The sequence below is a fragment of the Cupriavidus sp. SHE genome, assembly GCF_000812445.1.
GTDB classification, from domain to species: domain Bacteria; phylum Pseudomonadota; class Gammaproteobacteria; order Burkholderiales; family Burkholderiaceae; genus Cupriavidus; species Cupriavidus metallidurans.
Map to the genome: position 1 here is coordinate 81,038 of NZ_JWMB01000020.1, position 22,375 is coordinate 103,412.

General features: G+C 65.6%; 16 protein-coding genes and 1 tRNA gene. 15 read left to right on the forward strand and 2 right to left on the reverse strand.

The window, feature by feature from the left end; genetic code table 11:
- Positions 1–112: 112 nt before the first annotated feature.
- Positions 113–2,665, forward strand: a complete 2,553-nt coding sequence (locus RN01_RS10920; RefSeq protein ID WP_052261171.1) for an EAL domain-containing protein — start codon at positions 113–115, stop codon at positions 2,663–2,665.
- Between the two features lie 15 nt (positions 2,666–2,680).
- Here RN01_RS10920 and RN01_RS10925 read toward each other — a convergent pair whose 3' ends face one another.
- Entirely contained in the window at positions 2,681–2,956 is a 276-nt protein-coding gene (locus RN01_RS10925; RefSeq protein WP_008651922.1) for a hypothetical protein, read from the reverse strand.
- A 69-nt stretch (positions 2,957–3,025) separates the two neighbouring features.
- Complete coding sequence (locus RN01_RS10930) at positions 3,026–3,874, reverse strand: D-amino acid aminotransferase (protein WP_024570384.1); 849 nt, start codon at positions 3,872–3,874, stop codon at positions 3,026–3,028.
- Between the two features lie 360 nt (positions 3,875–4,234).
- On the opposite strand from RN01_RS10930, the gene bcsB reads away from it, so the two are divergent.
- The 14 genes from bcsB to RN01_RS11000 all read left to right on the forward strand — a co-directional run bounded on the left by bcsB (position 4,235) and on the right by RN01_RS11000 (position 22,230).
- On the forward strand, positions 4,235–6,487 hold the full coding sequence (gene bcsB, locus RN01_RS10935) for a cellulose biosynthesis cyclic di-GMP-binding regulatory protein BcsB (RefSeq protein ID WP_017513318.1): 2,253 nt from the start codon (positions 4,235–4,237) through the stop codon (positions 6,485–6,487).
- A gap of 1 nt (position 6,488) precedes the next feature.
- Positions 6,489–7,652 (forward strand): cellulose synthase complex periplasmic endoglucanase BcsZ, encoded by a 1,164-nt coding sequence (gene bcsZ / locus RN01_RS10940; RefSeq protein WP_017513317.1) that lies wholly within the window; start codon positions 6,489–6,491, stop codon positions 7,650–7,652.
- The gene (locus tag RN01_RS10945) at positions 7,634–11,437 is read left to right on the forward strand and encodes a cellulose synthase subunit BcsC-related outer membrane protein (RefSeq protein WP_024570386.1); all 3,804 of its coding nucleotides are present in this window, start codon (positions 7,634–7,636) and stop codon (positions 11,435–11,437) included. Before bcsZ ends, RN01_RS10945 begins: the two co-directional genes overlap by 19 nt.
- Before the next feature lie 28 nt (positions 11,438–11,465).
- A complete protein-coding gene (gene bcsE / locus RN01_RS10950) occupies positions 11,466–13,220 on the forward strand; it encodes a cellulose biosynthesis protein BcsE (protein WP_017512793.1) in 1,755 nt (584 codons plus the stop codon).
- Positions 13,221–13,223: 3 nt separating this feature from the next.
- On the forward strand, positions 13,224–13,424 hold the full coding sequence (locus RN01_RS10955) for a hypothetical protein (protein ID WP_017512794.1): 201 nt from the start codon (positions 13,224–13,226) through the stop codon (positions 13,422–13,424).
- On the forward strand, positions 13,421–14,176 hold the full coding sequence (bcsQ, locus tag RN01_RS10960) for a cellulose biosynthesis protein BcsQ (RefSeq protein WP_017512795.1): 756 nt from the start codon (positions 13,421–13,423) through the stop codon (positions 14,174–14,176). The genes RN01_RS10955 and bcsQ overlap by 4 nt, the downstream gene beginning before the upstream one ends.
- On the forward strand, positions 14,173–16,746 hold the full coding sequence (bcsA, locus tag RN01_RS10965; protein WP_024570387.1) for a UDP-forming cellulose synthase catalytic subunit: 2,574 nt from the start codon (positions 14,173–14,175) through the stop codon (positions 16,744–16,746). Before bcsQ ends, bcsA begins: the two co-directional genes overlap by 4 nt.
- A 27-nt stretch (positions 16,747–16,773) precedes the next feature.
- On the forward strand, positions 16,774–18,336 hold the full coding sequence (gene bcsG / locus RN01_RS10970; RefSeq protein WP_017512798.1) for a cellulose biosynthesis protein BcsG: 1,563 nt from the start codon (positions 16,774–16,776) through the stop codon (positions 18,334–18,336).
- Positions 18,333–18,560 (forward strand): BcsR/BcsP family cellulose biosynthesis protein, encoded by a 228-nt coding sequence (bcsR, locus tag RN01_RS10975; protein ID WP_017512799.1) that lies wholly within the window; start codon positions 18,333–18,335, stop codon positions 18,558–18,560. The genes bcsG and bcsR overlap by 4 nt, the downstream gene beginning before the upstream one ends.
- A 217-nt stretch (positions 18,561–18,777) precedes the next feature.
- Positions 18,778–19,953, forward strand: coding sequence for a SpoIIE family protein phosphatase (locus RN01_RS10980; RefSeq protein WP_024570388.1), 1,176 nt, complete (start codon positions 18,778–18,780; stop codon positions 19,951–19,953).
- A 35-nt stretch (positions 19,954–19,988) separates the two neighbouring features.
- Positions 19,989–20,561: a SiaB family protein kinase gene (locus RN01_RS10985; RefSeq protein ID WP_008642446.1), complete on the forward strand. Its 573-nt coding sequence runs from the start codon at positions 19,989–19,991 to the stop codon at positions 20,559–20,561.
- Between the two features lie 21 nt (positions 20,562–20,582).
- The gene (locus tag RN01_RS10990; RefSeq protein ID WP_017515511.1) at positions 20,583–20,972 is read left to right on the forward strand and encodes a DUF1987 domain-containing protein; all 390 of its coding nucleotides are present in this window, start codon (positions 20,583–20,585) and stop codon (positions 20,970–20,972) included.
- A 26-nt stretch (positions 20,973–20,998) separates the two neighbouring features.
- On the forward strand, positions 20,999–21,712 hold the full coding sequence (locus tag RN01_RS10995; protein ID WP_017515510.1) for a GGDEF domain-containing protein: 714 nt from the start codon (positions 20,999–21,001) through the stop codon (positions 21,710–21,712).
- A gap of 427 nt (positions 21,713–22,139) precedes the next feature.
- Positions 22,140–22,230, forward strand: a tRNA-Ser gene (locus tag RN01_RS11000).
- Positions 22,231–22,375 lie beyond the last annotated feature (145 nt).

Consider the following 22,375-nt stretch of genomic DNA (forward strand, 5'->3'; position numbering starts at 1 on the left):
CGTACACTCGCGTGGTGCGCACGTCGATCAGTCGATCAGGTCGATGGGGAGAGACCAGGCAACACCTGGTCGCGCACGTAACACCCGACAAGAACGAGATAGTCAAAAAATAATGCGTACCCAGGCGCTGGAACAGGCGATCGATGCCGTGGTCGCGGTCGACGCACGCAACCAGATCACCCTCTTCAATGCCGCAGCGGAGGCATTGTGGGGTCTGGAACGAACCACCGTGCTAGGCCAGTGCGCGTCCGTCCTGGCGCTTGGCGATCTGCGCGTGGCCAATGGCCAGAGCGGTCAGAACCTCGCCATCGCACGCGCCGATGGCACCGTGCGTCATGTGCGACTGCACATCACCATCTTCGGCACGGATGGCGCCTCCAACCCAGGAGTGCCTGCGAAGCAGTTCGCCGCTTTCCTGCATGACGACGCCAGCACCGGCAACGAGCCCAGCGCCACGTTGAGCCCGCCGGGGCTGCGTATGCTCTCGCTGTGCCTCGACCACGCCGAAAACCCGGTCATGATCACCGACGCCCACGGCACGATCTGCCACCTGAACGGTGGCTTCACGCGTCTGCTCGGCTACGCGCGGCATCAGGCGGTAGGCCGCCGCTGGCAGGATCTGCTCATGCCGATCAACGCGCGGCCGGCGCAGATCCCGTCGTTGCTGGCGCCACTGGCGGCCGGCCTGCCGCTGCGCAATGAAGCACTGGTGCCCGACAAGAGCGGGCAGCCGCGCTGGCTATCGGTCGCGGTCAGTCCGATCATGGCGTCGACGCAAAGTGGCGGACTGGTCAACACGGTCTGGGTCCTGACCGACATCACGGCAACCAAGGTACGCGAATCGATCCAGCACCGCACGCTGGACGCCCTGGCGCGCGACCTGCCGACCGCGCAGATCATGAATGATCTGTGCCGTCGCGTGGAAAGAATGGCACCGGGCACGAAGGCCGCTGTCATGCGCGTCTCCAACGGCCATTTGCGGCTGGTGGCGATGCCATCTGCCACCCCTGAACTGCTTGCCGCATTCGACAGCCTGCAGATCGGCCTGCAGTCAGGCTCCTGCGGCGCGGCGGCTTTCCTCGGCCACGCCGTGGCCGTCGACGACATCGCTCAGGACCCGCGCTGCGAAACGCTACGCGAACCGGCGCTTGCCGCCGGCATGGCCGCCACCTGGTCCACCCCCGTGCGTGCCGCTGACGGGCGTGTGCTGGGCACGTTCGCGCTGTGCTTCAACGAGCCACGCCTGCCGGACGGGTTCCACGAAAACCTGGTGGGTGTTGCCGCCGACCTCTGCGCGCTGGCGCTGGTGCGCGACCAGGCCCAGGAGCGCATCCACCGCCTGGCGTACTACGACGCGCTGACCGGCCTGCCGAATCGCCAGTTGCTGCTGTCCCGCGCCGACGATGCCGTGGCGCGCGCCAACGCCCATGGCACCCCGCTCGCCCTGCTGTTCATCAATCTGAACAACTTCAAGCGCGTCAACGACGTGCAGGGTCACGGCGCCGGCGACCGCTTTCTGATCGAAGTGGCATCACGGCTGCAGTTCGCCACTGCCGAACACTCGCGGGATGCCACCGTCGGCCGGTTGTCAGGGGATGAGTTCGCCGTACTGCTACCGGGCCACGGGCGTGACGAGGCCCTGGCCATCGCCGATGAGCTACTGCGCGCGCTCGATCCGCCGATTACCGTCGCACACGGCCTGAGCCTTTCGCCTTCGGCCAGCATCGGCATCAGCATGCTGACCGAGCAGGCGCGCGACCGCGAAACGCTGCTGCATCATGCCGACCTTGCGGTCTGCCAGGCCAGGAAGCGCAGCGGCCCGGACCTCGGCAACCAGATCTGTGTGTATGACGCCGTGCTGGCGCGACGCCTTGGCGATCGGCGCATGCTCGAATGCGAGCTGCGCGAAGCCATCGGCAGCGGCCAGTTGCAGATGCGCTACCAGCCTCAGATCCATCTGGCTTCGGGCAACCTTTGGGCGGTGGAAGCGCTGGCGCGCTGGCCGCATCCGCACCGCGGCGACATCGCGCCCACGGTGTTCGTGCCGCTGGCCGAAGAATCCGGATTGATCGTGGCGCTCGGATACTGGGCCGTGCGCGAAGCATGTGCGCAGCAGGCACGCTGGCGACGGCTCGGCGCCGCGGTGCCGGCCATCTCCGTCAACCTCTCGCCGCTATCGATCCGTGACCCAGCGCTGCCGGACGTGGTGGCGCAGGCCCTGCGAACGCACGCGCTGCCCGCCGGCGAACTGACCATCGAGATCACGGAAAGCGTGTTCCTCGATCACACCTCCGAAGCGGAGGCCACAATCGCAGCCCTGCGCAAGCTTGGCGTGCGCCTGTCGATCGACGATTTCGGAACGGGATTTTCGAGCCTGAGCCGGCTCATGCAGTTGCCAGTCGACGAGATCAAACTCGACCGCAGTTTCCTGGTGGATCTGGAGACCAGCGAGGCCACGCGCACCCTGGTGGAGGCCGTGATCCGGATTGGCCGCGCGCGGGATCTGAACGTGGTGGCCGAGGGGGTCACCAGCGCACTCCAGCGACAGTTCCTGCTCGACCAAGGCTGTCACGTAGGCCAGGGATTCCTGTTCGCCCAGCCACTGCCGGCCGCGTCCATCGAGAGATGGCAACCCCAGCCGTCCTGGCCAGGGTTGATGCACTAGGGATTTCGCCCCCGCTTAGTCGCCGAAGGGGTTCGGCACCCTTGTTACGGGATCGTCGACGAGATCGAACTCGTCGCGTACGTCATCGACCACGCTGCGGATCGATGCCTCGTATCCGCGCGCATTGCCGAAATAGTCCATGTCCCAGTTACGACCCCACGCGTCGCGCTCGTGCGGCTCGGGGTCGGGTACCCGGATATGCGCGCCATCGTCGGCAACCTCATCGATCTGATGAATGCGCCGGCTCACCTCTTCCTTGATGGCATGCCGGCTGCGCTCGCGCTTGGCCATGAGCAGCCTCCTTTCGGTGGTTCGTGCGCGCCATCCTAGCACGCGACCACCGCAGGGACATGACGCTTGTCATAGCGCCGACTTGGCTGCCTGATACGCCGCAAACAGGCGCTGGAACACCGGGCCGGGCTTGCCCGCACCGATGGTCTTGCCATCGATTGTCACCACCGGCAACAGCTCCTTGCTGGCCGACGACAGCAGGACTTCGTCGGCGGCGAACACCTCGTCGCGCGTGATGCGACGGGCCTCGAACGGGATGTCCATCGCCGCGCAGAGCTCTTCCATCAGGCCATAGCGGATGCCTTCCAGGATCAGGTTGTCCTTGGGCGGCGCGTAGACGCGGCCATCCTTGACCAGCCAGACGTTCGACGATGACGCTTCGGTCAGATTGCCATCGCGAAACTGGATCGCCTCGGTCACGCCTGCCTCGGCGGCCACCTGAGCGGCTAGCACGTTGCCGAGCAACGAGGTCGACTTGATCTGGCAGTTGAGCCAGCGGCGGTCTTCCATCGTCACGCAGGCCACACCCTGCTCCACCGATGCCGCCGGCGGCAGGGCCATCGGGTTGGTCATGATCAGCACGGTCGGCGTGACTTCCTTCGGGAATGCGTGGGCCCGCTTGGCCACACCGCGCGTCACCTGCATGTAGACCATCTGGTCGCCCAGGCCGTTGGCCTTGACCACGCGGTCGATCAGCGCCAGCCATTCGGTCTCCGAATAGGGGTTGGGGATGCCGATCGAGGCAAGGCTGCGCTGCAGGCGCGCCAGATGCTGAGCACCACGGAACGGCTTGCCGTTGTAGAGCGGAATCACCTCGTAGATGCCATCACCGAAGATAAACCCGCGATCGAGCACGGGCACGCGAGCTTCGGACAGGGGGAGCAATTCCCCATTCAGGAAAACGACTGTTTCAGACATGGTCAATATTTGGGCAAGGAAGATTGTGAAGTGAATTCTTTCACATGGCGCGGGCTGCCTTTATGCAATTTTGGCATGTCGTCGCGGCATCGCCCCTCCGTCGATGTGACTTCGGCAAGACGCGCGCCTAAAACTATTTCAACGACAAAGTCGGCCTGTATTGAATATTTTTTAATTCATTGATCTAGCGTGCATTGCCATGCAGCAGACGAAAAACAGCGTGATATATTCGTCACGCGAAACTTCAGTGCGCGACATCGGCATTGCGTTCACGTGCCTTCGCCGTGCCACTCCTACAGGGCGCCCTATATGACGAATTTGGAGTCAGGCCTGCGATGTGGCTGCACGCGGATTGCCGCCATGGCGACGGCCTTCCTGATCTCGACGATTCCTGGCCAGTCGGCCGCCCAGGTCGCGGCCTCTTCACCCGCCGCAGCACCCCCGCCCTCGCCGGGCGCGACAGCGGCTTCTCCGCTGGTCACCCGCACCCAGGTTTTGACACTCGCCCAGATGGGGGCCAACTATCCGATTCCGCTGCGCGGCGTGGACCCGGACCACACACTGAACGTGGGCGTCCGCCTCGACGAAGTGGTCACCGCGGCCCGGCTCAAGCTGGTCTTCACCTATTCGCCAGCGCTCGTCTTTCCGCTCTCGCACCTGAAGATTCGCCTCAACGATGAGGTAGTGGCAACGATTCCGCTGGATCAGGAGCACGCCGGGCAACAGGTCACGCGCGAAGTGGATCTGGACCCGCGCTACTTCACGGACTTCAACCGCATCAACGTGCAGATGATCGCGCATTACACGCTCGATCATTGCGAAGACCCGTTCCATTCAAGCCTGTGGGCCGATATCAGTCCGAGCACCACGCTGACGCTGAGCAAGGCCAACGTGACGCTGCCGGACAACCTGGCGTTGCTGCCCGCGCCGTTCTTCGACCGCCGCGACAACAACCGCGTCACCGTGCCGTTTGTGCTGCCTGCGAATACTGATCCTGCCGTGCTGCGCGCCGCTGGCGTCGTGGCTTCGTGGCTCGGCGCGCTGGCGAGCTATCGCGAGCTCCGTTTCCCGGTGTCGCGCACCGCGCCCGGCGATGCGCACGCGATCGCACTGGTGATGCCCAACGCCATGCCGGACGGTCTTCGTATCGACAAGATCGAAGGCGCCTCGGTACGCGTCATGCCGAACCCCGCAAACCCCGCGCGCAAGCTGCTGGTGCTGGCCGGGCGCAATCCGGAAGAATTGCAGTTGGCCGCCAATGCGCTGGTCATGGGCAAGGCCGCCATGGCCGGCGCCAGCACCGGCGTGCAGGCCGTGGACCTGGGCAAGCCGCGCCAGCCCTATGACGCGCCAGCGTGGGCCCCGGTGGATCGCCCAGTCTTGTTCAAGGAACTCGTCACCGATCCGCAGCAGCTCCAGGTGGCCGGCGCCAGCCCGGATGCCATCCGCGTTAATTTGCGCGTGCCGGCCGACCTGTTCGGCTGGAACGACCGCTCCGTGCCGCTCAGCATCAAGTACCGCTACACCGCGCCCTCGACGTACAACGATTCAGTGCTCAGCGTCGATATCAACGACCAGCTCGTGCGCTCGTATCGCCTCAAGCCGCTGACCACGCAGGGCGACGAGAACCTCGTCAGCGTGCCGCTGCTGTCCGGCGGCAGTGTCTCGGCCAGCAGCGACATCCTGATCCCCGCGTTCCGCGTCGGCAGCAACAACCAGATGCAGTTCCGCTTCAGTATGGACTCGCAGAAGACCGGCCTGTGCGCGTCGACGGCGACCAACGTGGCGCGCGCGGCGGTGGACCCGGATTCGTCGATCGACTTCAGCGGCTTCTCACACTACGCCGCCTTGCCCAACCTGGCGTTCTTCGCCAATAGTGGCTATCCGTTCACGCGCCTGGCCGATCTGGCCGATACCGCCGTGGTGGTGCCCGACGCACCCACCACCATCGATCAGGAAGCCGCACTGACCATGCTCGGCCACATGGGCAAATGGACCGGCCTGCCATCTCTGCGCGTGGCCGTGGCGCCTGCCAAGGCCATTGACACCGTCAAGGACCGGAACCTCGTCATCATCGGCACCGGCAGCGCGGCGCAGATCCTGACCGGCTGGGGCAAGTCGCTGCCCTTGATGATCGAGCGCGGCAAGACCGAGATCACGCTGCGCGACCAACGCTCGCACGCATGGTCGAACTGGCTCAGCGGCACCGACGACGTCGACGTTTCGCCTGCCGGGCGCGCGATCCTGACCGCCGATGGCCCGTTGGCCGCGCTGATCGGCTTCGAATCGCCGTTCAAGGCGCAGCACAGCATCGTCGCGCTGACGGCCACGGCCGACGAGCGTCTGCGCGATGTACTCGATGTGCTCGAGGACCCCGGCAGAGTGGCGCAGATCCGCGGCGACCTGACCGTGATTCACCATCGGGACCTGGAAGGCCTGCGCCTGGGCGAACGGTATTACGTCGGCAGCCTGCCCTGGTATGGCCGCTTGTGGATGCGCCTGTCCGGGCATCCGGCGCTCCTGGCGATCGCGGGCATCATTGCCGGCCTGATCGTGGCGCTGACGCTGTTCTGGGCGCTGAGCCGACTGGCGGCACGCCGCAACGGAGGCTGACATGCGTCGGGCAATGGCCTGGCTGTTGCGGGCTACCGTCGTATGCACGCTGGCCGGCACGGTGTTGACCAGTGCCGCGGCCACCTGCGCGTGGCCCGACTGGGATGCCTTCCGGCGCAGCACAATCAGCCAGGACGGCCGCGTGATCGACGACAGCACCGACCAGCAGGTGACGGTCTCCGAAGGCCAGTCGTATGCGCTGTTCTTCGCGCTCGTGGCCAACGACCGCGCCACCTTCGACAAGCTGCTGACCTGGACCGAGAACAACCTCGCGCAAGGCGACCTGACGGCCCATCTGCCCGCGTGGATCTGGGGCAAGCGCACCGAGGGCGAGCACGCAGGCACCTGGGGTGTCATCGACGCCAATCCGGCATCGGACGCGGACCTGTGGATCGCCTACTCCCTGCTCGAAGCCGGCCGTCTCTGGAACGAGCGCCGCTTCACGGCGCTTGGAACGCTGTTGGCGCGCCGCGCCCTGCGCGAGGAAACAGCGGTGCTGCCCGGACTCGGCCGCACGTTGCTGCCCGGGCCCACTGGATTCCACACGTCGCCCGATGTCTGGCGCCTGAATCCGAGTTATGTGTCATTGCAGGTCATGCGGCGGCTGGCAGCCATGCCGGGCGAGGACAGCAGCTGGAAAACGCTGGTCGATACCTCGGCCCGGCTGATCATGAACACGGCGCCGCACGGCTTTTCGCCTGACTGGGTGGAGTATCACAAGGGTCGAGGCTTCCGGCCCGACACGCAGACTCAGGCAGGCGGCTCATATAACGCGATCCGGGTCTATCTCTGGGCCGGCATGATGGCGCCGCGCGATCCGCTGCGCACTTCGGTGCTCCAGGCGTTCCGCCCGATGGCCGATTACGTCCGCAAGCAAGGGTATCCGCCCGAGCGGGTCGATACCCAGTCGGGCACGTTCGGGCCGAACAGCGGCAACGGTGGCTTCTCGGCAGCCATCGCGCCCTACCTTGCCGCCCTGGGACAGACCGATGACGCGCGCGCGCAGGCGCAGCGCGCCCGCGACCTGGCCGCGCAGAAGCCCGCCGGCTACTACAGCCAGGTGCTGGCGCTGTTCGGCCTGGGCCATCTTGACGGACATTTCCGCTTCGAAGCGGACGGCACTCTGGTGCCGGCCTGGAAATCCACATGCCCCGCCACACGCTAGCTCCCACGCTGGCGCTGTTGCTGGCCAGTTCCGCCTTGCCGGCCTTCGCGGCCGATCCTGCGCCAGCGGCAGGTGTGTCGCCGCCTGCCACATCCGCGCAGATGGCGCAGTTGCTTGCCGCCGCCAAGATGTGGGAGGCAAAGAACCGCACCGATATGGCGCGCGGCATCCTGGAAAAGGCACTGCTGATCGACCCGAACCAGCCCGAGGCGCTAAAGCTGATGGGCCTGATCGAGATCCGTTCGAACCGCCCCGCCGAAGCCGGCAAGCTGCTGGCCAAGTTGCGGCAGACCGCGCCGGGCAGCGCCGCGACACTCGAACTCGAGGACGCCTATCGGATCGCCACGCGCGACAAGCGCGAGATGGCCACCATCCGGTTGTTGTCGCGATCTGGCAAGGACGAGGAAGCCGTGAAGCGGCTGCTGTTACTGTTCCCGCGCGGCGCGCCCAGTGGCGATCTGGCACGTGACTACTACCGCATCCTCTCCGGCACGCCGGATGGCCGCACGCGGGCCATCAGCGAACTCCGCAGCCGCACGCGCCAGAACCCCAACGACATGGCACTGCAGCTCGCACTGGGCGATCTGCTGACCGACCGCGCCGGCACCCGCCAGGAAGGTATCGGCATCCTCTACCGCATCACGCAGCGCCCTGATGGCGACCGCAAGACCGCGCTCGACATCTGGCGGCGCACGCTTTACCGCGTGAATGATGACCCGGCCTACTACGTCTGGTTCGAGCGCTACCTCAAGGAAGTGCCCGACGACGACGCCGCGCGGCAGACGCTCGCCGATCTTGGCAAGAAAGTAGAGGAGCAGAAGCGGCTGCAGGCCGACCCCGCCTATCAGGCCCGGCAACGCGGGCTGGCACAGCTCGAGCGTGGCCAGCTCAGTGAGGCCGACATCGCCCTGCAAAAGGCGTATCAAAAGCGGCGGAACGATGCGGAAGTGGTGGGCGGGCTCGGACTCGTGCGCCTGCGCGAAGGCCGGCACGACGAGGCGCGCGAACTGTTCGCACGTGCGCAGCAGCTCGACCCGAGCAACAAATGGCGCAGCCTGATGGCCACGGCGACGTTCTGGGGCATGATCTCCAAGGCACGCGACGCGAACAAGCAAGGCAAGCCGGCTGAAGCGGAAGCACTGGCTCGCAAGGCACTGGCGCAGCAGCCTGGCAACGACAGCGCGGAAGGCATCCTGGCCGACGCGCTGATCGCGCAGAACAAGGATGCCGAAGCCGAGGCGCTGCTGCGCAAGATGCTGGCCCGCCCCAAACCCGACATGGGCGCGCTGCGCTCGCTGGTCGAACTTCTGCAGAAGGAACATCGCGATGCCGAAATCGACCCGCTGATCGCCAGCGTCGAGCCGCGCATGAAAGGCTCGGAGAGCGAAATGCGCGCGATGCGTGCCGACCTGCTTTCCGTGCAGGCGGAACGGCTGCTGGCGCAGCAGAAGCGCAGCCCCGCCATCGCCAACCTGGAGGCATCGGTTCGGCTGCAGCCCGACGACGCCTGGACACGCTTCACGCTGGCCCGACTCTATCGCGACCTGGGACTGCCCGCGCTGGGCCGCACCGTCATGGACGACGGTCTCAAGGCCGCGCCGACGAGCGAGATGCGCTATGCGACGGCGCTTTACCTGAACAGCGTGGACGACATCGACGCGGCCACTACGGTGCTGGCCGCCGTGCCGGATGCCGAGCGCTCGGAGGGGATGAGGAACCTGGGACATAACCTGGCCGCCCAGCGCTTGCTGCGCGAAGCCCGGCTGCGCGTTGCCGAGGGACACGACGACGAGGCACGCGCCCTGCTGCGTCAGGCCGCGCAGGAGGCCCAGAACGATCCGCACATGCTGGCGTCGATCGGACGCGAATGGATCGCGCTCGGCGAGCCGGAGACCGGTTTGCATCTGGTCAGCGACTGGCTGGCCGCGCACCCGGAGGACCCGCGTCTCGACATCCGCCTGCGCTATGGCGAATTGCTGGCGGCGGCCGATCGCGACGAAGCATTGCGCCAGTGGATCGCCGATTCGACCGCCCTGCCCGGCATCACCGACGAACAACGTGCCAGCTTCGCCGACCAATCACTGCGACTGGCCATCCGCGAGACCGATCGGCGGATCGCCGAAGGCGACTTCAACGGCGCGCGCGACACCCTGTATGCAGTGCCCGAAGCACAGCAACGCGACCGTCGCTGGCTGCTGGAGCTCGCGGACCTGCGCGAGGCCCATGGCGACTTCAAGGGCGCGGCCGATGCGGCGCGTCAGGTGCTGGCCACCGATCCGCACGACGCCGGCGCGCAACTGACGCTGGCGCGGCAATACGAACGCATGGGCCGCACCGACGAGGCGCTCGACATCGTGCGCACGGTGCTGGCCGAAGCGCCCGAGGACGATATCGACACACGCCTCTCTGTGGCGCGGCGCTTCACCGCGCTGCGGCGCGAGGACGAAGCGGATGCCGTCGTCGATGCGCTCGACGCCCGCTTCCCGAATCGCGCCGATATCACCGTGCAGCGCGGCCGCATCGCCCAGTCGCGCGGTGATTACAACGATGCGGCGGAAATCTATCGCACCGCACTTGGGCTGGAGCAGAGCGAGAGCGTGCTCCCGGGCCCCGAGGGCACGCCCGCGCAGCGCGCGCTGGCGGGCCTGGAGGCACGTCGCCAGGGCGAAGTGGCAACGGCCGTGTTGCAGTCGAACAAGTCCGGCGACGACGGCATCTCCAAGCTGAACGCCACCGAGATTCCGCTCTATGTGCGCATTCCAAATGGCTATACGGGCCACTATTTTTTCCACGCGGATACCGTGCTGCTCAATGCCGGTACGCTGCAAGCCAATCGATCGGTCAGTGACCTGCCCTTCGGCAAGATTCCGGCGCTCGGCAACGCCGGGCTCGGGCCGATCGGCCAGACCGACAAGGGTGTGGCCCTGGCCGCCGGCTACGAATACGATGGCGCGTACAACAGCTGGCGCGCCGATATCGGCACCACGCCGCTTGGTTTCACCGAGCAGAACGTGGTTGGCGGCTTCCGCTATCGCGCCGACCTCGGCGTTTCGTCGTTCAGCGCGGACATCTCGCGGCGGGCCGTGACGAGTTCGCTGATCTCGTACGCCGGGGCCGTTGATCCGGTCACCGGGGAGCACTGGGGCGGCATCGTGCGCAACGGCGTCCACTTGCGCTATGCGCGTGACGTGGGACGCGTTGGCCTGTTTGCCGACGTCGGCGCCGGCCTCTACACTGGTGACAACGTGAAGACCAATCGCGAGATCACCGTGCGCACCGGGTTCGACGTGCCGGTCTACATGGCTAGAGACCAGAGGGTGTCCAGCGGCCTGGTGCTCAACTACTGGCATTACTCCGACAACCAGCGGTTCTATACGTTTGGACATGGCGGCTACTACAGCCCCCAACGCTATGTGTCGTTCGGCATCCCGCTGGACTGGACCGGGCGATATCACAAGTGGTCGTGGCGCTTCCTTGGCTCGGCAGGGTGGTCATTCACCTACGAGAACGACGCGCCGTACTTCCCGACCCGCCCCGACCTGCAGGCGATGAGCGGCAACGCGATCTACAAGGGCGGTTCGGGCGGTGGCTTCAGCTACACGTTGGGCGCGACGATCGAATACACGCTCGCGCCGCACTGGGTGGTTGGCGCGGCATTCTCGATCGACCGGTCACGCGACTACGCGCCGAACCGTGCCATGGCCTGGCTCCGGTATCTGTTCGACAAGCGGAAAGACCCGGTGCCGTACCCGCCCGCGCCAGTGCGGCCCTATTCGACTTACTGAGCGACATACTGAGCTATCGGGTTCTGTCATGAACGACGTCGAACACTCTGCCCCCCGCCCCTCTCGCAAACCGCTGCTGGCGCGGCTGCAGGCGCGCACCCTGCTCGCGATCGAAGGGCTGGCGCCAGCGCTCGGCACGCTGGCCAGCGGCCGCGCGCACGTGGTGTACGCGCAGCCCTCGCCCGCACGCGATGCGTTCTTCTGGCAAACCGCCGCCGTCGCGCTACGCGGACCCGCCAGTGTGCTCTCGACGCGTGATGCCGAGGGCATCGCCAAGGTACTCCGCGAGCATGGGCTCGATATCGACGTCAATCGCGCGCTGCATTCGCGCGCCAATCTCTGTGCCTTGCGTGCCCAACCCGGCCGCGACGGCATCGATGCCCTGATCGACGCGCTTCAGGCACTCACCGATCAATGCGGCGCGCGGGGCACGATGTTCCTGATCGAAGGCGCCGAAGCATTTTTCAGCTGGCAGGATGCGGTTGCCCTGGCGAGCCAAGGCGTTCGCCTGAACGACTGGTGCGCGAAAGAACGCTGCGGCGTGCTGCTCGTGGTCGCGCCGCCACCACTGGCGCCGGGACAATCGCCGCCCGACCTGCAGGCCTTCCACGGCCGTTTTGCCGGTGCGGCGCAACTTTCCCAGCAGCAGGGGCAGTACACCTGGGAAGTGGCGTTCTGGCGCGACAAGCAGTCGGTGGTGGCCGGCGAGGTCTTGCGGCTTCGCTTCGCGCCGCACGAGCAGCGGCTGATGGTGGCGTCCGACACCTACAGCGACCAGATCGAGGAAGCGGGAATGCTGGCGCCCGACGAAGACCGCGTGATCGTCAGCCGCGACGCGGTGCTGCGCGAGCGCTTCATTCCCGAGAACTGGCGCATCGTTGACAGCAACGAAGCCGCCGTCGCCACGGCCAGCCAGTCCGTGGCCGCGACCGTGATCCTGCATTATTCGGGCAGCCGTGACCTGGAACTGCTGGCCAGCCAGGTGCACCGCCTGCGGCGTAGCGCGGGCCGCGCACTCAAGATCGTGATCCGCGAGGACCGTGAGGCCATGCGCCAGCACTATGAGCTGCTGATGCTCAACCTCGGCGCCAATGCCGTGGTAGCGCAACGCACGCCGTTCGCGCGAATGCAGGCGATGATCGACGCGTTGCAGGGTCAGGTATTCTCGCGACCGATCCTCTCCGACTATCACAGCGCCCTTTCGGCCGTGCTGACAACGTCGGCCACCGGCTACGTGACGCCCGACACGTTCCTGTCTCTGGTGCGCGATGCGGTGGAGCGCAGCCGCCTGATCCGGCTGCCACACGTATTGCTGCAACTGCCGCTGCTGCCCGAAGTTGCGCATATCGATGCGCTGCGCGCCTGCCATATGAATCGCGCCGGCGACCTCTGCACCGCGGGCAGTGATAGCGTGTACGCGTTCTTCTTCGCCTGCCGGCTGGACGATGTTGACGCCGTATGCGCGCGCGTGTTCCAGCGTCCGATGGCCGATATGTTCCAGGGTGATCTGCGCAGCGGCGACAACGAATCAATCGCCGCGACGCTGAGCGAACTGGAGGCCGACATTCAGGCCTATCCGCCTCCCGACTACACGCGCTGGCTGGCCCAGGAACCATCGAGCCACACGGAACCGTCGGATGCACCAACGGAGGCATCCCCAACGACACCGGCCCCGGCCCCGGCACAGACCTTGCCGTTGATCGCGCCTCGCCGGGCACAAGGCGGCGGTGGCCCACGCGACCTGCCGCGACACCATCCCGTGCCGCTCAAACCACTACGCTGACCCATGCCCATCTTTCTCGGCTACTTCGTCTGGGGACTGATTCTGGCGGCACCGCTTGCGTGGCTGACGTGGCGCTTTGACCTGCTGCGCTGGCTGCCACGCTGGACCGCGCCACGGCCCCGTCGCAGCGTGCGACTACCACCGCAACTCGACGCCCTGGTGATACGTGGCAAGCGCCGTATCGGCGGTGGAGACCAGTTATGAATACCGTGGCCATCGTCTCCACCACGGGCGGCGCTGGCCGCAGCACGCTGACGGCGGAACTGGCCTCGCTGCTGGCCCAGCGCAAGCACCCGGCGCTGGCGCTGGAATGCGATCCCGCCAACGTGCTCGGCTTTCACTTCGGGATGAGAGAAATTCCCGAGGATGGCCTCGGTGACTATCTCGACGCACCGACCCCTGGCGCGTGGGCACGCGCCGGACAACGCAGCGATGATGACGTGCTGTTCGTGCCCTGGGGCAGCGGCGGCGCCCCCGCCGCGCTGGCAAACGCCGCGCCCGACTGGCTCGGCCGCCTGCTGGCGCAGGTGGATCTGCCACCGCGCGGGGTAACGTTGATCGACTGCGCGCGTTGGCCATCGCCACTTGCGGATCAGGCCATCGCAGCCGCCGATCTGGTGCTTGTCCTGGCCCCGGCGCAACCGGAGACCTGCCTGACGCTGCGCCGACTGGCCGACGCGCTGACCGCGCAAGACAAGACCGCCCGCTATGTGGCTACGCGGCTGCAGCCTGCGCGGCAACTTCATGTCGATATCGTCGCGCTGTTGCAGGCCATGCTCGGACAGGCCATGCTGCCCTATCACGTGCATGACGACAGCAGCGTGGCCGAGGCGCTGGCCCGCAGCGAGAGTTTCTGCCGCAGCACGCCGCACTCGCAGGCCGCGCATGACATGAATGGCCTGGCGTCGTGGTTGTCGGCATGGCTCGAAGCCGCCACACAGGAGTCCCGGCCATGAGCGCGCGCGGCTTCTCGCTAAGCGAACTGTTCTCCGGCGCCCGCGACCGCGTGGCGCGGGCGCTCGGCGTGACGCGCGCCGCGAATGCCGGCAACTGGCTGCTCCGCCTGTTCTTTCGTCCGCCGCGACCGGGCAAGCGCGACATCCCGGCGGAATGGGCCGCGCAGGTTCACAGACGCGCCATGACCCGGCTCGGCATCGGCAAGCGCCAGGGCACAGGCACGTGGATGTGGCGCCTGTTTATCCGCCCCCCAAGACCTCGATTTCGACTGGCGGCCGATCCACGCAAACAACGTTCGATGACCGAGCCGGAGCGCGACAGCTGGCTGCGCCGCTGGCTCGATCGGGTACTCGAGCCCGTCTGGAATACGACATCGCGACTGCACCACCAGTTCTTGTCGATCCTGCCTCGACCGGACTGGAATCGAGTGGCCTATTCGCTCGAGTCGCTTGCCGCGCAGGTCGGGCGTATTCCATTCGTCCTGCCGATCTCCATGGTCATCGCAGCCATCGCCACCGTCGTCATCGGCACCACGCCGCTGACGTTCGCGAGCCAGATGCTGATGTTCGCCGTGGTCTGGGCCATACTGATCGTCGTGCGGCGCATTCCTGGGCGGCTGGCCACGATCACGATGATCGCCGTCTCCATGCTGATGGCCGTGCGTTATATCTGGTGGCGCTCCACACAGACGCTGCAGTTCGCCACCACGACCGAGGCCGTGATCGGTTATCTGCTCTACGCAGCCGAGTGCTACACGTGGCTGGTGCTCGCGCTGAGCTACCTGCAGACCGCCTGGCCGCTGCATCGCAAGCCAAAGCCGCTGCCGGCCGACTCGTCCCTATGGCCTACCGTCGATGTCTTCATCCCGACGTACAACGAATCACTCGCCGTGGTCCAGCCGACGGTGTACGCGGCACGCAGCATGGACTGGCCCCCCGACAAGCTGCGCGTCTACATCCTCGACGACGGCCACCGGCCCGCGATGCGCGAGTTCGCCGAAGCGGCGGGCGTGGGCTACATCACGCGCGACAACAATCGCCACGCCAAGGCCGGCAATATCAATCAGGCGCTACCGCGCACCAGCGGGGACTACATCGCGATTTTCGACTGCGACCACATCCCCACGCGCTCGTTCCTGCAGATGACCATGGGCGAGTTCCTGGACGATCCGAAGTGCGCGCTGGTCCAGACACCCCACCACTTCTTCTCGCCCGATCCGTTCGAACGCAATTTCGACACCTTCCGGCGCGTGCCGAATGAAGGCAGCCTTTTCTACGGCCTGATCCAGGACGGCAATGACCTCTGGAACGCCACCTTCTTCTGCGGCTCCTGCGCGGTAATCAAGCGCGCGCCGCTGCTCGAGATCGGTGGCATCGCGGTAGAGACCGTCACCGAGGACTCGCACACCGCACTGAAACTACACCGCCGTGGCTACAACAGCGCATACCTGCGTACCGTGCAGGCCGCCGGGCTGGCCACCGAAAGCCTGTCCAGCCACATCGGCCAGCGCATCCGGTGGGCACGCGGCATGGCGCAGATCTTCCGCCTGGACAATCCGCTGCTTGGCAAGGGCCTGACGTTGTTCCAGCGCCTTTGCTATAGCAATGCGATGCTGCACTTCTTCTACGGCATTCCACGGCTGATCTTCCTGACCATGCCGATCGCGTATCTGTACTTCGGGCTGCACGTGATCAATACGTCGGCGCTGATGATCATGGCCTACGTGTTGCCATACCTGCTGATCGCCAACGTAACCAACTCGCGGCTTCAGGGTCGCTACCGACATTCGTTCTGGGCGGAGGTCTACGAGTCCGTGCTGGCGTGGTACATCGTGCTGCCCACCACGGTGGCCTTTATCAATCCGCGCGCCGGCAAGTTCAACGTAACGGCCAAGGGCGGGCAGATTGCCGACGACTATCTGGACTGGACCATCTCCAAGCCCTATCTGGTACTGCTGGCGCTGAACGTGGCCGGCCTTGTCTTCGGCGTGCTCCGCCTGCTGTTCTGGGGCACCGAAGAGCCGGCCACTGTGCTGATGAACATGGGATGGGCAACGTTCAACCTCATCATGCTCGGCGCTGCCGTGGGCGTGGCCCGCGAGGCACGGCAGGTGCGCGTATCGCACCGTATCCCGATGCGCGTGCCGGCCACTCTGCTGCTGCCCGATGGCCGCACGATCGCGTGCAAGACCGAGAACTATTCGATGGGCGGCCTGGGCATGGTGCTGCCGATCGACGTGCCATTGGTCGAAGGCGCGCCGGTTGGCGTATGTCTGTCGCGCGGCTCACGAACCTATCACTTCCCCGCCGTGGTCACGCGCAATATCAATCGCCACCTTGGGGTGCGCATGGACGATCTGAGCGTCGAGCGCGAAGCACAGCTAATCCAGTGCACGTTCGGCCGTGCCGACGCGTGGATCGACTGGCTCGACGACGAGCGCGTCGATGCCCCGCTGCGCAGCTTCAAGGAAGTCGTTGAAATGGGCTATCAGGGTCTGCTGCGGCTCTACGACGCCTTCGTCGATGCCGTCGAGCTGGTAACCGCGCGACGCCGCTCACGTCTGCCCTGACCGCCCCGAACCCCTAAGCGAGACCCCATGGGACTCTGGAACCTCTACTTCCTCGCCAAGATCTACCTGTTCCATACCGGGCAGATGCAACCGATATGGCTGCTGAACCTGGTCTTCGCCCTGCTGCTGGTGATACCGCTCGAGTCGCGCATTCTGCGCGTACTGCGGCAGATCATCGCGATTGGCGCCGGTGCGGCGTTGGCGTGGCGGGAATCCACGCTGCCGCCGTTCGCGCGTCTGCTCACGGAGTTTTCCAACATCCGCACCTTCACGCCCGGATACCTGGTGGAGCTATTCCAGCGCTTCGTGCCGGTGGAGATGGTGGTGGCCGTGGTGCTGGTGGTCCTGGTGTACCTGCTGATCAACCGATGGATTCGCACCACCACGCTCGTCCTGCTTGCCTTGATCGCCATGCCGATCTGGTATGGCACAGGTATCACGCTGCCGGGCGCGAAGGCTCAGCAAGCAACGGCGCAATCCGCCGGATCGGCGCGCGCGGATATCAACGCCACCAACAACTACGACGCCATCCTGGCCGCGTTCCGCCAGCAGGAAGCCCAGCGCACCGCCACCTTCTCGCCGCTCACCGCAACGCCTGACGCACAGTTCGACATCATCGTGCTGCACATCTGCTCGCTGTCGTGGGACGACCTCGACGCGGCCAAGAGCCTCAATCACCCACTGCTGTCGCGCTTCGACTACCTGTTCAAGAACTTCAGTTCCGCCGCCAGCTATAGCGGCCCGGCCGCCATCCGCCTGTTGCGCGCGTCATGCGGCCAGCAGCCGCACAAGGACCTGTACGACCCCGCGCCCGCCGAATGCCACCTGTTCGCCGACCTGGCCCAGGCCGGCTTCACGCCGCGCATCCTGATGAACCACGATGGCCGCTTCGACAACTTCCGCACCTACGTGGAGACCGAGATTGGCATTCAGGGCGTGAAGATGGAGTCGACCGAAGGCGTGCCGGTGGCCATGCGCGCTTTCGACGACTCGCCGATCCTGGACGACTTCAATACCTTTGACCACTGGTACAAGCAGCACCTGGCGCAGGACAAGGGCCCCGTGGCGCTCTACTACAACACGGTCACGCTGCACGACGGCAATCGTCTGCCCGACAAGCGCCTGACCAGCATCGAGTCCTACCCGCTGCGCCTGAAGACGTTGCTCGACGATGTCGACCGGATCATCGACACCATCAGCAAGTCCGGCCGCAAGGCGGTGGTGATCTTCGTGCCCGAGCATGGCGCGGCGCTACGCGGCGACAAGAACCAGATCTCGGGGCTGCGCGAGATTCCCACTCCCAACATCATCCACGTGCCCGTGGGCGTGAAACTGGTCGGCCTGCCCACCACGGAAACGCCGCAGCCGGTAACCATCGACGCCCCGACGAGCTTCTTCGGATTGTCACAATTGGTGTTCAATCTCGTGGCCGACAGCCCGTTCCGCCAGGGGGCGCCCGATCTGGCGCACTACGTCGAGGATCTTCCGCAGACCCAGATGGTCGGCGAGAACGAAGCCACGCTGACGATGAAACGAACCAACGGCTATGTGATTCACACACCGGACGGCGTCTGGGTGGAGCAGCAATGAGCAAACCCATCGGGTCCCGCAAGGCGGCCACGGCCTACAGCGATATCGACATGCTGGCCCAACATGTCGACGGCTTCGACGCGCAGCAGTACTTCGACCAGCAAGTCGAAGTAGAAACAGTGGCCGCCGCGCAACGCTGGCCTCTGCTGGCCCGGGTGATGGGGTGCGCGGCATTGGCCGAAGCGGCGCCGGCGGTCGCCGTCGGCCCGAACGGTGGCGGTTGACGGTCGCCCGCCCTCCTCAAAGCGCTACGCCCGCCATCCCTCGCCAGTAGGGAAGCAACATTGGCCTTCGGGGCCGAAGCGTCACGGATTCGTCATATAGCCTGCCTAGACTCTGGGCCACTTTCCACACAGTGTCCCTCCCGTCATGTCTGGCGTACTGGTCGACCCTTCCGCTGCCCGTCCACGCTTCCGACAGCCATGCGCCGAAGACCTGGCCATGCCGACCCCGTCTGTCACCACCGACCAGACGAACCAGGATGTGCTGGAAGTCTTTGCCGCCCATCGCGACCTGGCCTGCCTGCCCGTCACCGAGCAAGGCAAGCCGATCGGCCTGATCAACCGGTCGATCTTCCTCTCGCAGATGAGCAAGCCATACCATCGCGAGCTCTATAACCGCAAAAGCTGTATCGCGTTCATGGACAAGGAGCCGCTGATCGTCGACGCGGCCATGAGCATTGACGCGCTGACGTTCCGAACCGTGGAATACGGTGAAAAGGCGCTGGCCGATGGATTCATCATCGCGCGCGACGACCAGTACATCGGCCTGGGGCAGGGTCTGCAACTGATGCGCGTAGTGGCTGACATGCAGGCCGAGCGCAATCGCCAGATCATGCACAGCATCGACTATGCGAGCACGATCCAGCGCGCGATGCTGCGCGCCTCGCGCGAGATGCTGGGCGCCACGCTGCCCGACGCGGCACTGGTATGGGAACCGCGTGACGTGGTCGGCGGCGACTTCTACCACTTTGCCGCCTTCGAGGACGGCTGGTTCGCGGCGCTGGCCGACTGCACCGGCCACGGCGTGCCGGGCGCCTTCATGACGCTGATCGCCTCGTCGCTACTCACGCAGGCCATCGAGCAGATCGGCCCACGCGACCCCGGCGCGTTGCTGATGGCCGTGAATCGCGGCATCAAGCAGATGCTCGGCCAGAACGACCGCGAGCCGCGTGAATCACCGAGCGCGTCGGAATCCGACGACGGCATGGACGCGGCCTTCTTCTGGTTCGACAACGCCACCCGCCAACTGACCTTCGCCGGCGCGAAGTCATCGCTGTTCGTGCTGCAACCCGCCGACGCCGAAGGCGAGATGGTCAACGGCGCGCGCATGGGTGTCGGCTACGTCGATACCGACATGGCATTCACATGGCAGAACAGCGCCGTTCCGACCACATCTGGCACGCTGGTGTTTGTCACCACCGATGGCCTGATCGATCAGATCGGCGGCCCAAAGGAAATCGCCTTCGGAAAGCGCCGGATGCGCGAGGCGATCTGCGCGAATCGCGTCGCATCGGCGACGCAGATCAGCCAGGCCGTGCAGGACGCGCACCGGGACTGGCAAGGCACGCAGCGCCGACGCGACGACCTGACTTTCTTCTGTTTCCGCGCGCCGTGACGCCATCCGGCTGCACCGCGCCCACTCGCCAACACATGACCGCCGCACAATCGATTGACAATGAATATGAGCCCTTCTTCGCGATGGCTCGGGAACGCAACGTGATCTTCTACTACGTCGGCTATTTTTCGCAGAACATCATCGCCGCGATGTCCGACGCGGTGCGCCTGCAGCTTTCCGTCAGCGGCGTGGACGGCGCCACGCGCCGCAAGCTGTTCTCGTCGTTCGTGGAGATGGCGCAGAACATCGTGCACTACTCGTCCGATTCGCTGACATCGCCATCGCAAGCCGACGGTCATCTGCGCCACGGCTCCGTCTGCATCAGCATGGTCGACGAGCACTACCGCCTGATGTGCTCGAACCCGGTGTCCACCGCACGCGTGGCGCAACTGCGCGGCACGCTGGAACGCGTGCGCACCATGACGCTCGACGAGATCAAGCGCGCCTACAAGGAAACCCTGCGGGCCGAGGTGCCGGAGGGCAGCAAAGGCGCCGGTCTCGGCATCCTGACGATGGCGCGCGATGCCAGCGCCCCTCTGGAGTACAACTTTCAGCCGATCGACTCCGATCCGGTCTCGACGATGTTCCAGCTCGTCGCCACCATCTGAGCCCATCGGAAAGAGCCCGCCATGGAAAACCTGTTCATCGCCGCCACGCCAAGCTCGCCCGAAGTGAGCTTCGACTTCACGCGGCACGTTCTTTCGCTCAAGGGTGAGTCCTACCCCGAGAATGCCGCCGTGTTCTACGGCGAAGCCGTAGCGCGTCTGCGCAAGTACCTGTCCGATTGCGATGGCGCGTCCGTCACGGTCAACGTCGCGCTGACGTACTTCAACAGCTCCAGCACCAAGATGCTGTTCAGCATGTTCGACGCGCTGAACGAGGCCGCCGAGCGTGGCAACGAGATCCGCCTGCACTGGTTCCACGACGAGGACGACGACACCATCCTCGAGTTCGGCCAGGAACTGCACGCCGATTTCCCCGCCATCGACTTCATCGATGAAGTGACGACCAGCAGTTGAATCCCCCTCTCGCTACCGTCGCCGCCATGCCCGAGCCCGATCTGTTCGAATCGGAGAACAGCGTTCTGGCCCACGCCAGATCCGTGTTCTGCGATGTCGACGCGGGCGAGGAAGCCTATCGTCACACCCTTGGCCAGCTCATCAGCTACTACGAGCGGCTGATGCGCGAGACGCGCCGCCTGATCCGGCGCAGCGACCGTGAAGAGCTGGAAATGAACCGGCTCAACCACCGGTTGCAGGAACTGGCCCAGGAACTCGAATACCGCGCCACGCACGACACACTGACCGGCGCGCTCAACCGCGGCGCCGTCATCGACCGTGCCACGGCGGCGCTGGCGCGCGGCAGCCTGGCGCTGATCGTGATCGACATCGACCACTTCAAGCGCCTGAACGACGACTTCGGCCACCCCGTAGGCGATGCGGTGATCTGCGGCGTCACGGCCTGCCTGAAGGACACGGTCCGCATGGAAGGCATGATCGGTCGCATGGGCGGTGAGGAGTTCGCGGCGCTGCTGCCCGACTTCACGATCGACGCGGCCGCCGCGCTGGCCGACCAGATGCGCCAGGCCATCGCCGGGCATCGCTTCCCTGCCCCCGTCAACCGCGAGGTCACGGCCAGCTTCGGCGTGAGCTGGTCACCGCAGGGCCGCCCGTTCGAGCACGCCTACGGCCGCGCCGACGAGGCGCTGTATGAAGCCAAGCGAGGCGGGCGGAATCGGGTGGTGCAGGCGCTGGAGTGACTGGCATCGTCCAGCCAGTGCCCCACTACTCCGAGGGGAAAGCAATCGCCGGCACAGCCCGATAGATGAGGCGTCTTGTGCCGCATCCGTTATCCGTCACCTCACGGGCGCTCTCCTCATCATGCTCGGCTACTACGCTGCCGCCTACGGCCGCGTCTGGCTCATCGGCCGAATCTGCCCCCCCGCCAAGCAACCTGTCGTCAGATTCCGCTACCTCGTCGGCCTGCTCATCCTCTCTACTGCTCCCACTCGCTCTCCGGCTGGCAAGGGAAAGGCGCGCTGTCGACGCTCTTCTTCCTGGCAATCATGCTGCGCCTGCTGCCAAAGTCCCTGAGGTCCGGAAAAGGAGGCCGAGCGAGCGAGTAATACGTTGCACATGCGCGACGCTGGACAGCCGGAGCGGCTCTGCTATAATCGCGGACTTCCCGGAGAGATGGATGAGTGGTTTAAGTCGCACGCCTGGAAAGCGTGTATGGGTTAATAGCCCATCGGGGGTTCGAATCCCCCTCTCTCCGCCACAGATTTCGAGAAAACCCGGCAGATCCCAAGATCTACCGGGTTTTTTTTGTAAGCGGTCTTTTAAGGGCGCCCCTTGCGGCCGCCGGCGGTATCCGCTAGACGGTTGAGGGCTTGAGCCTCCAGGGCAGCAGAGCCTCGTAGTCG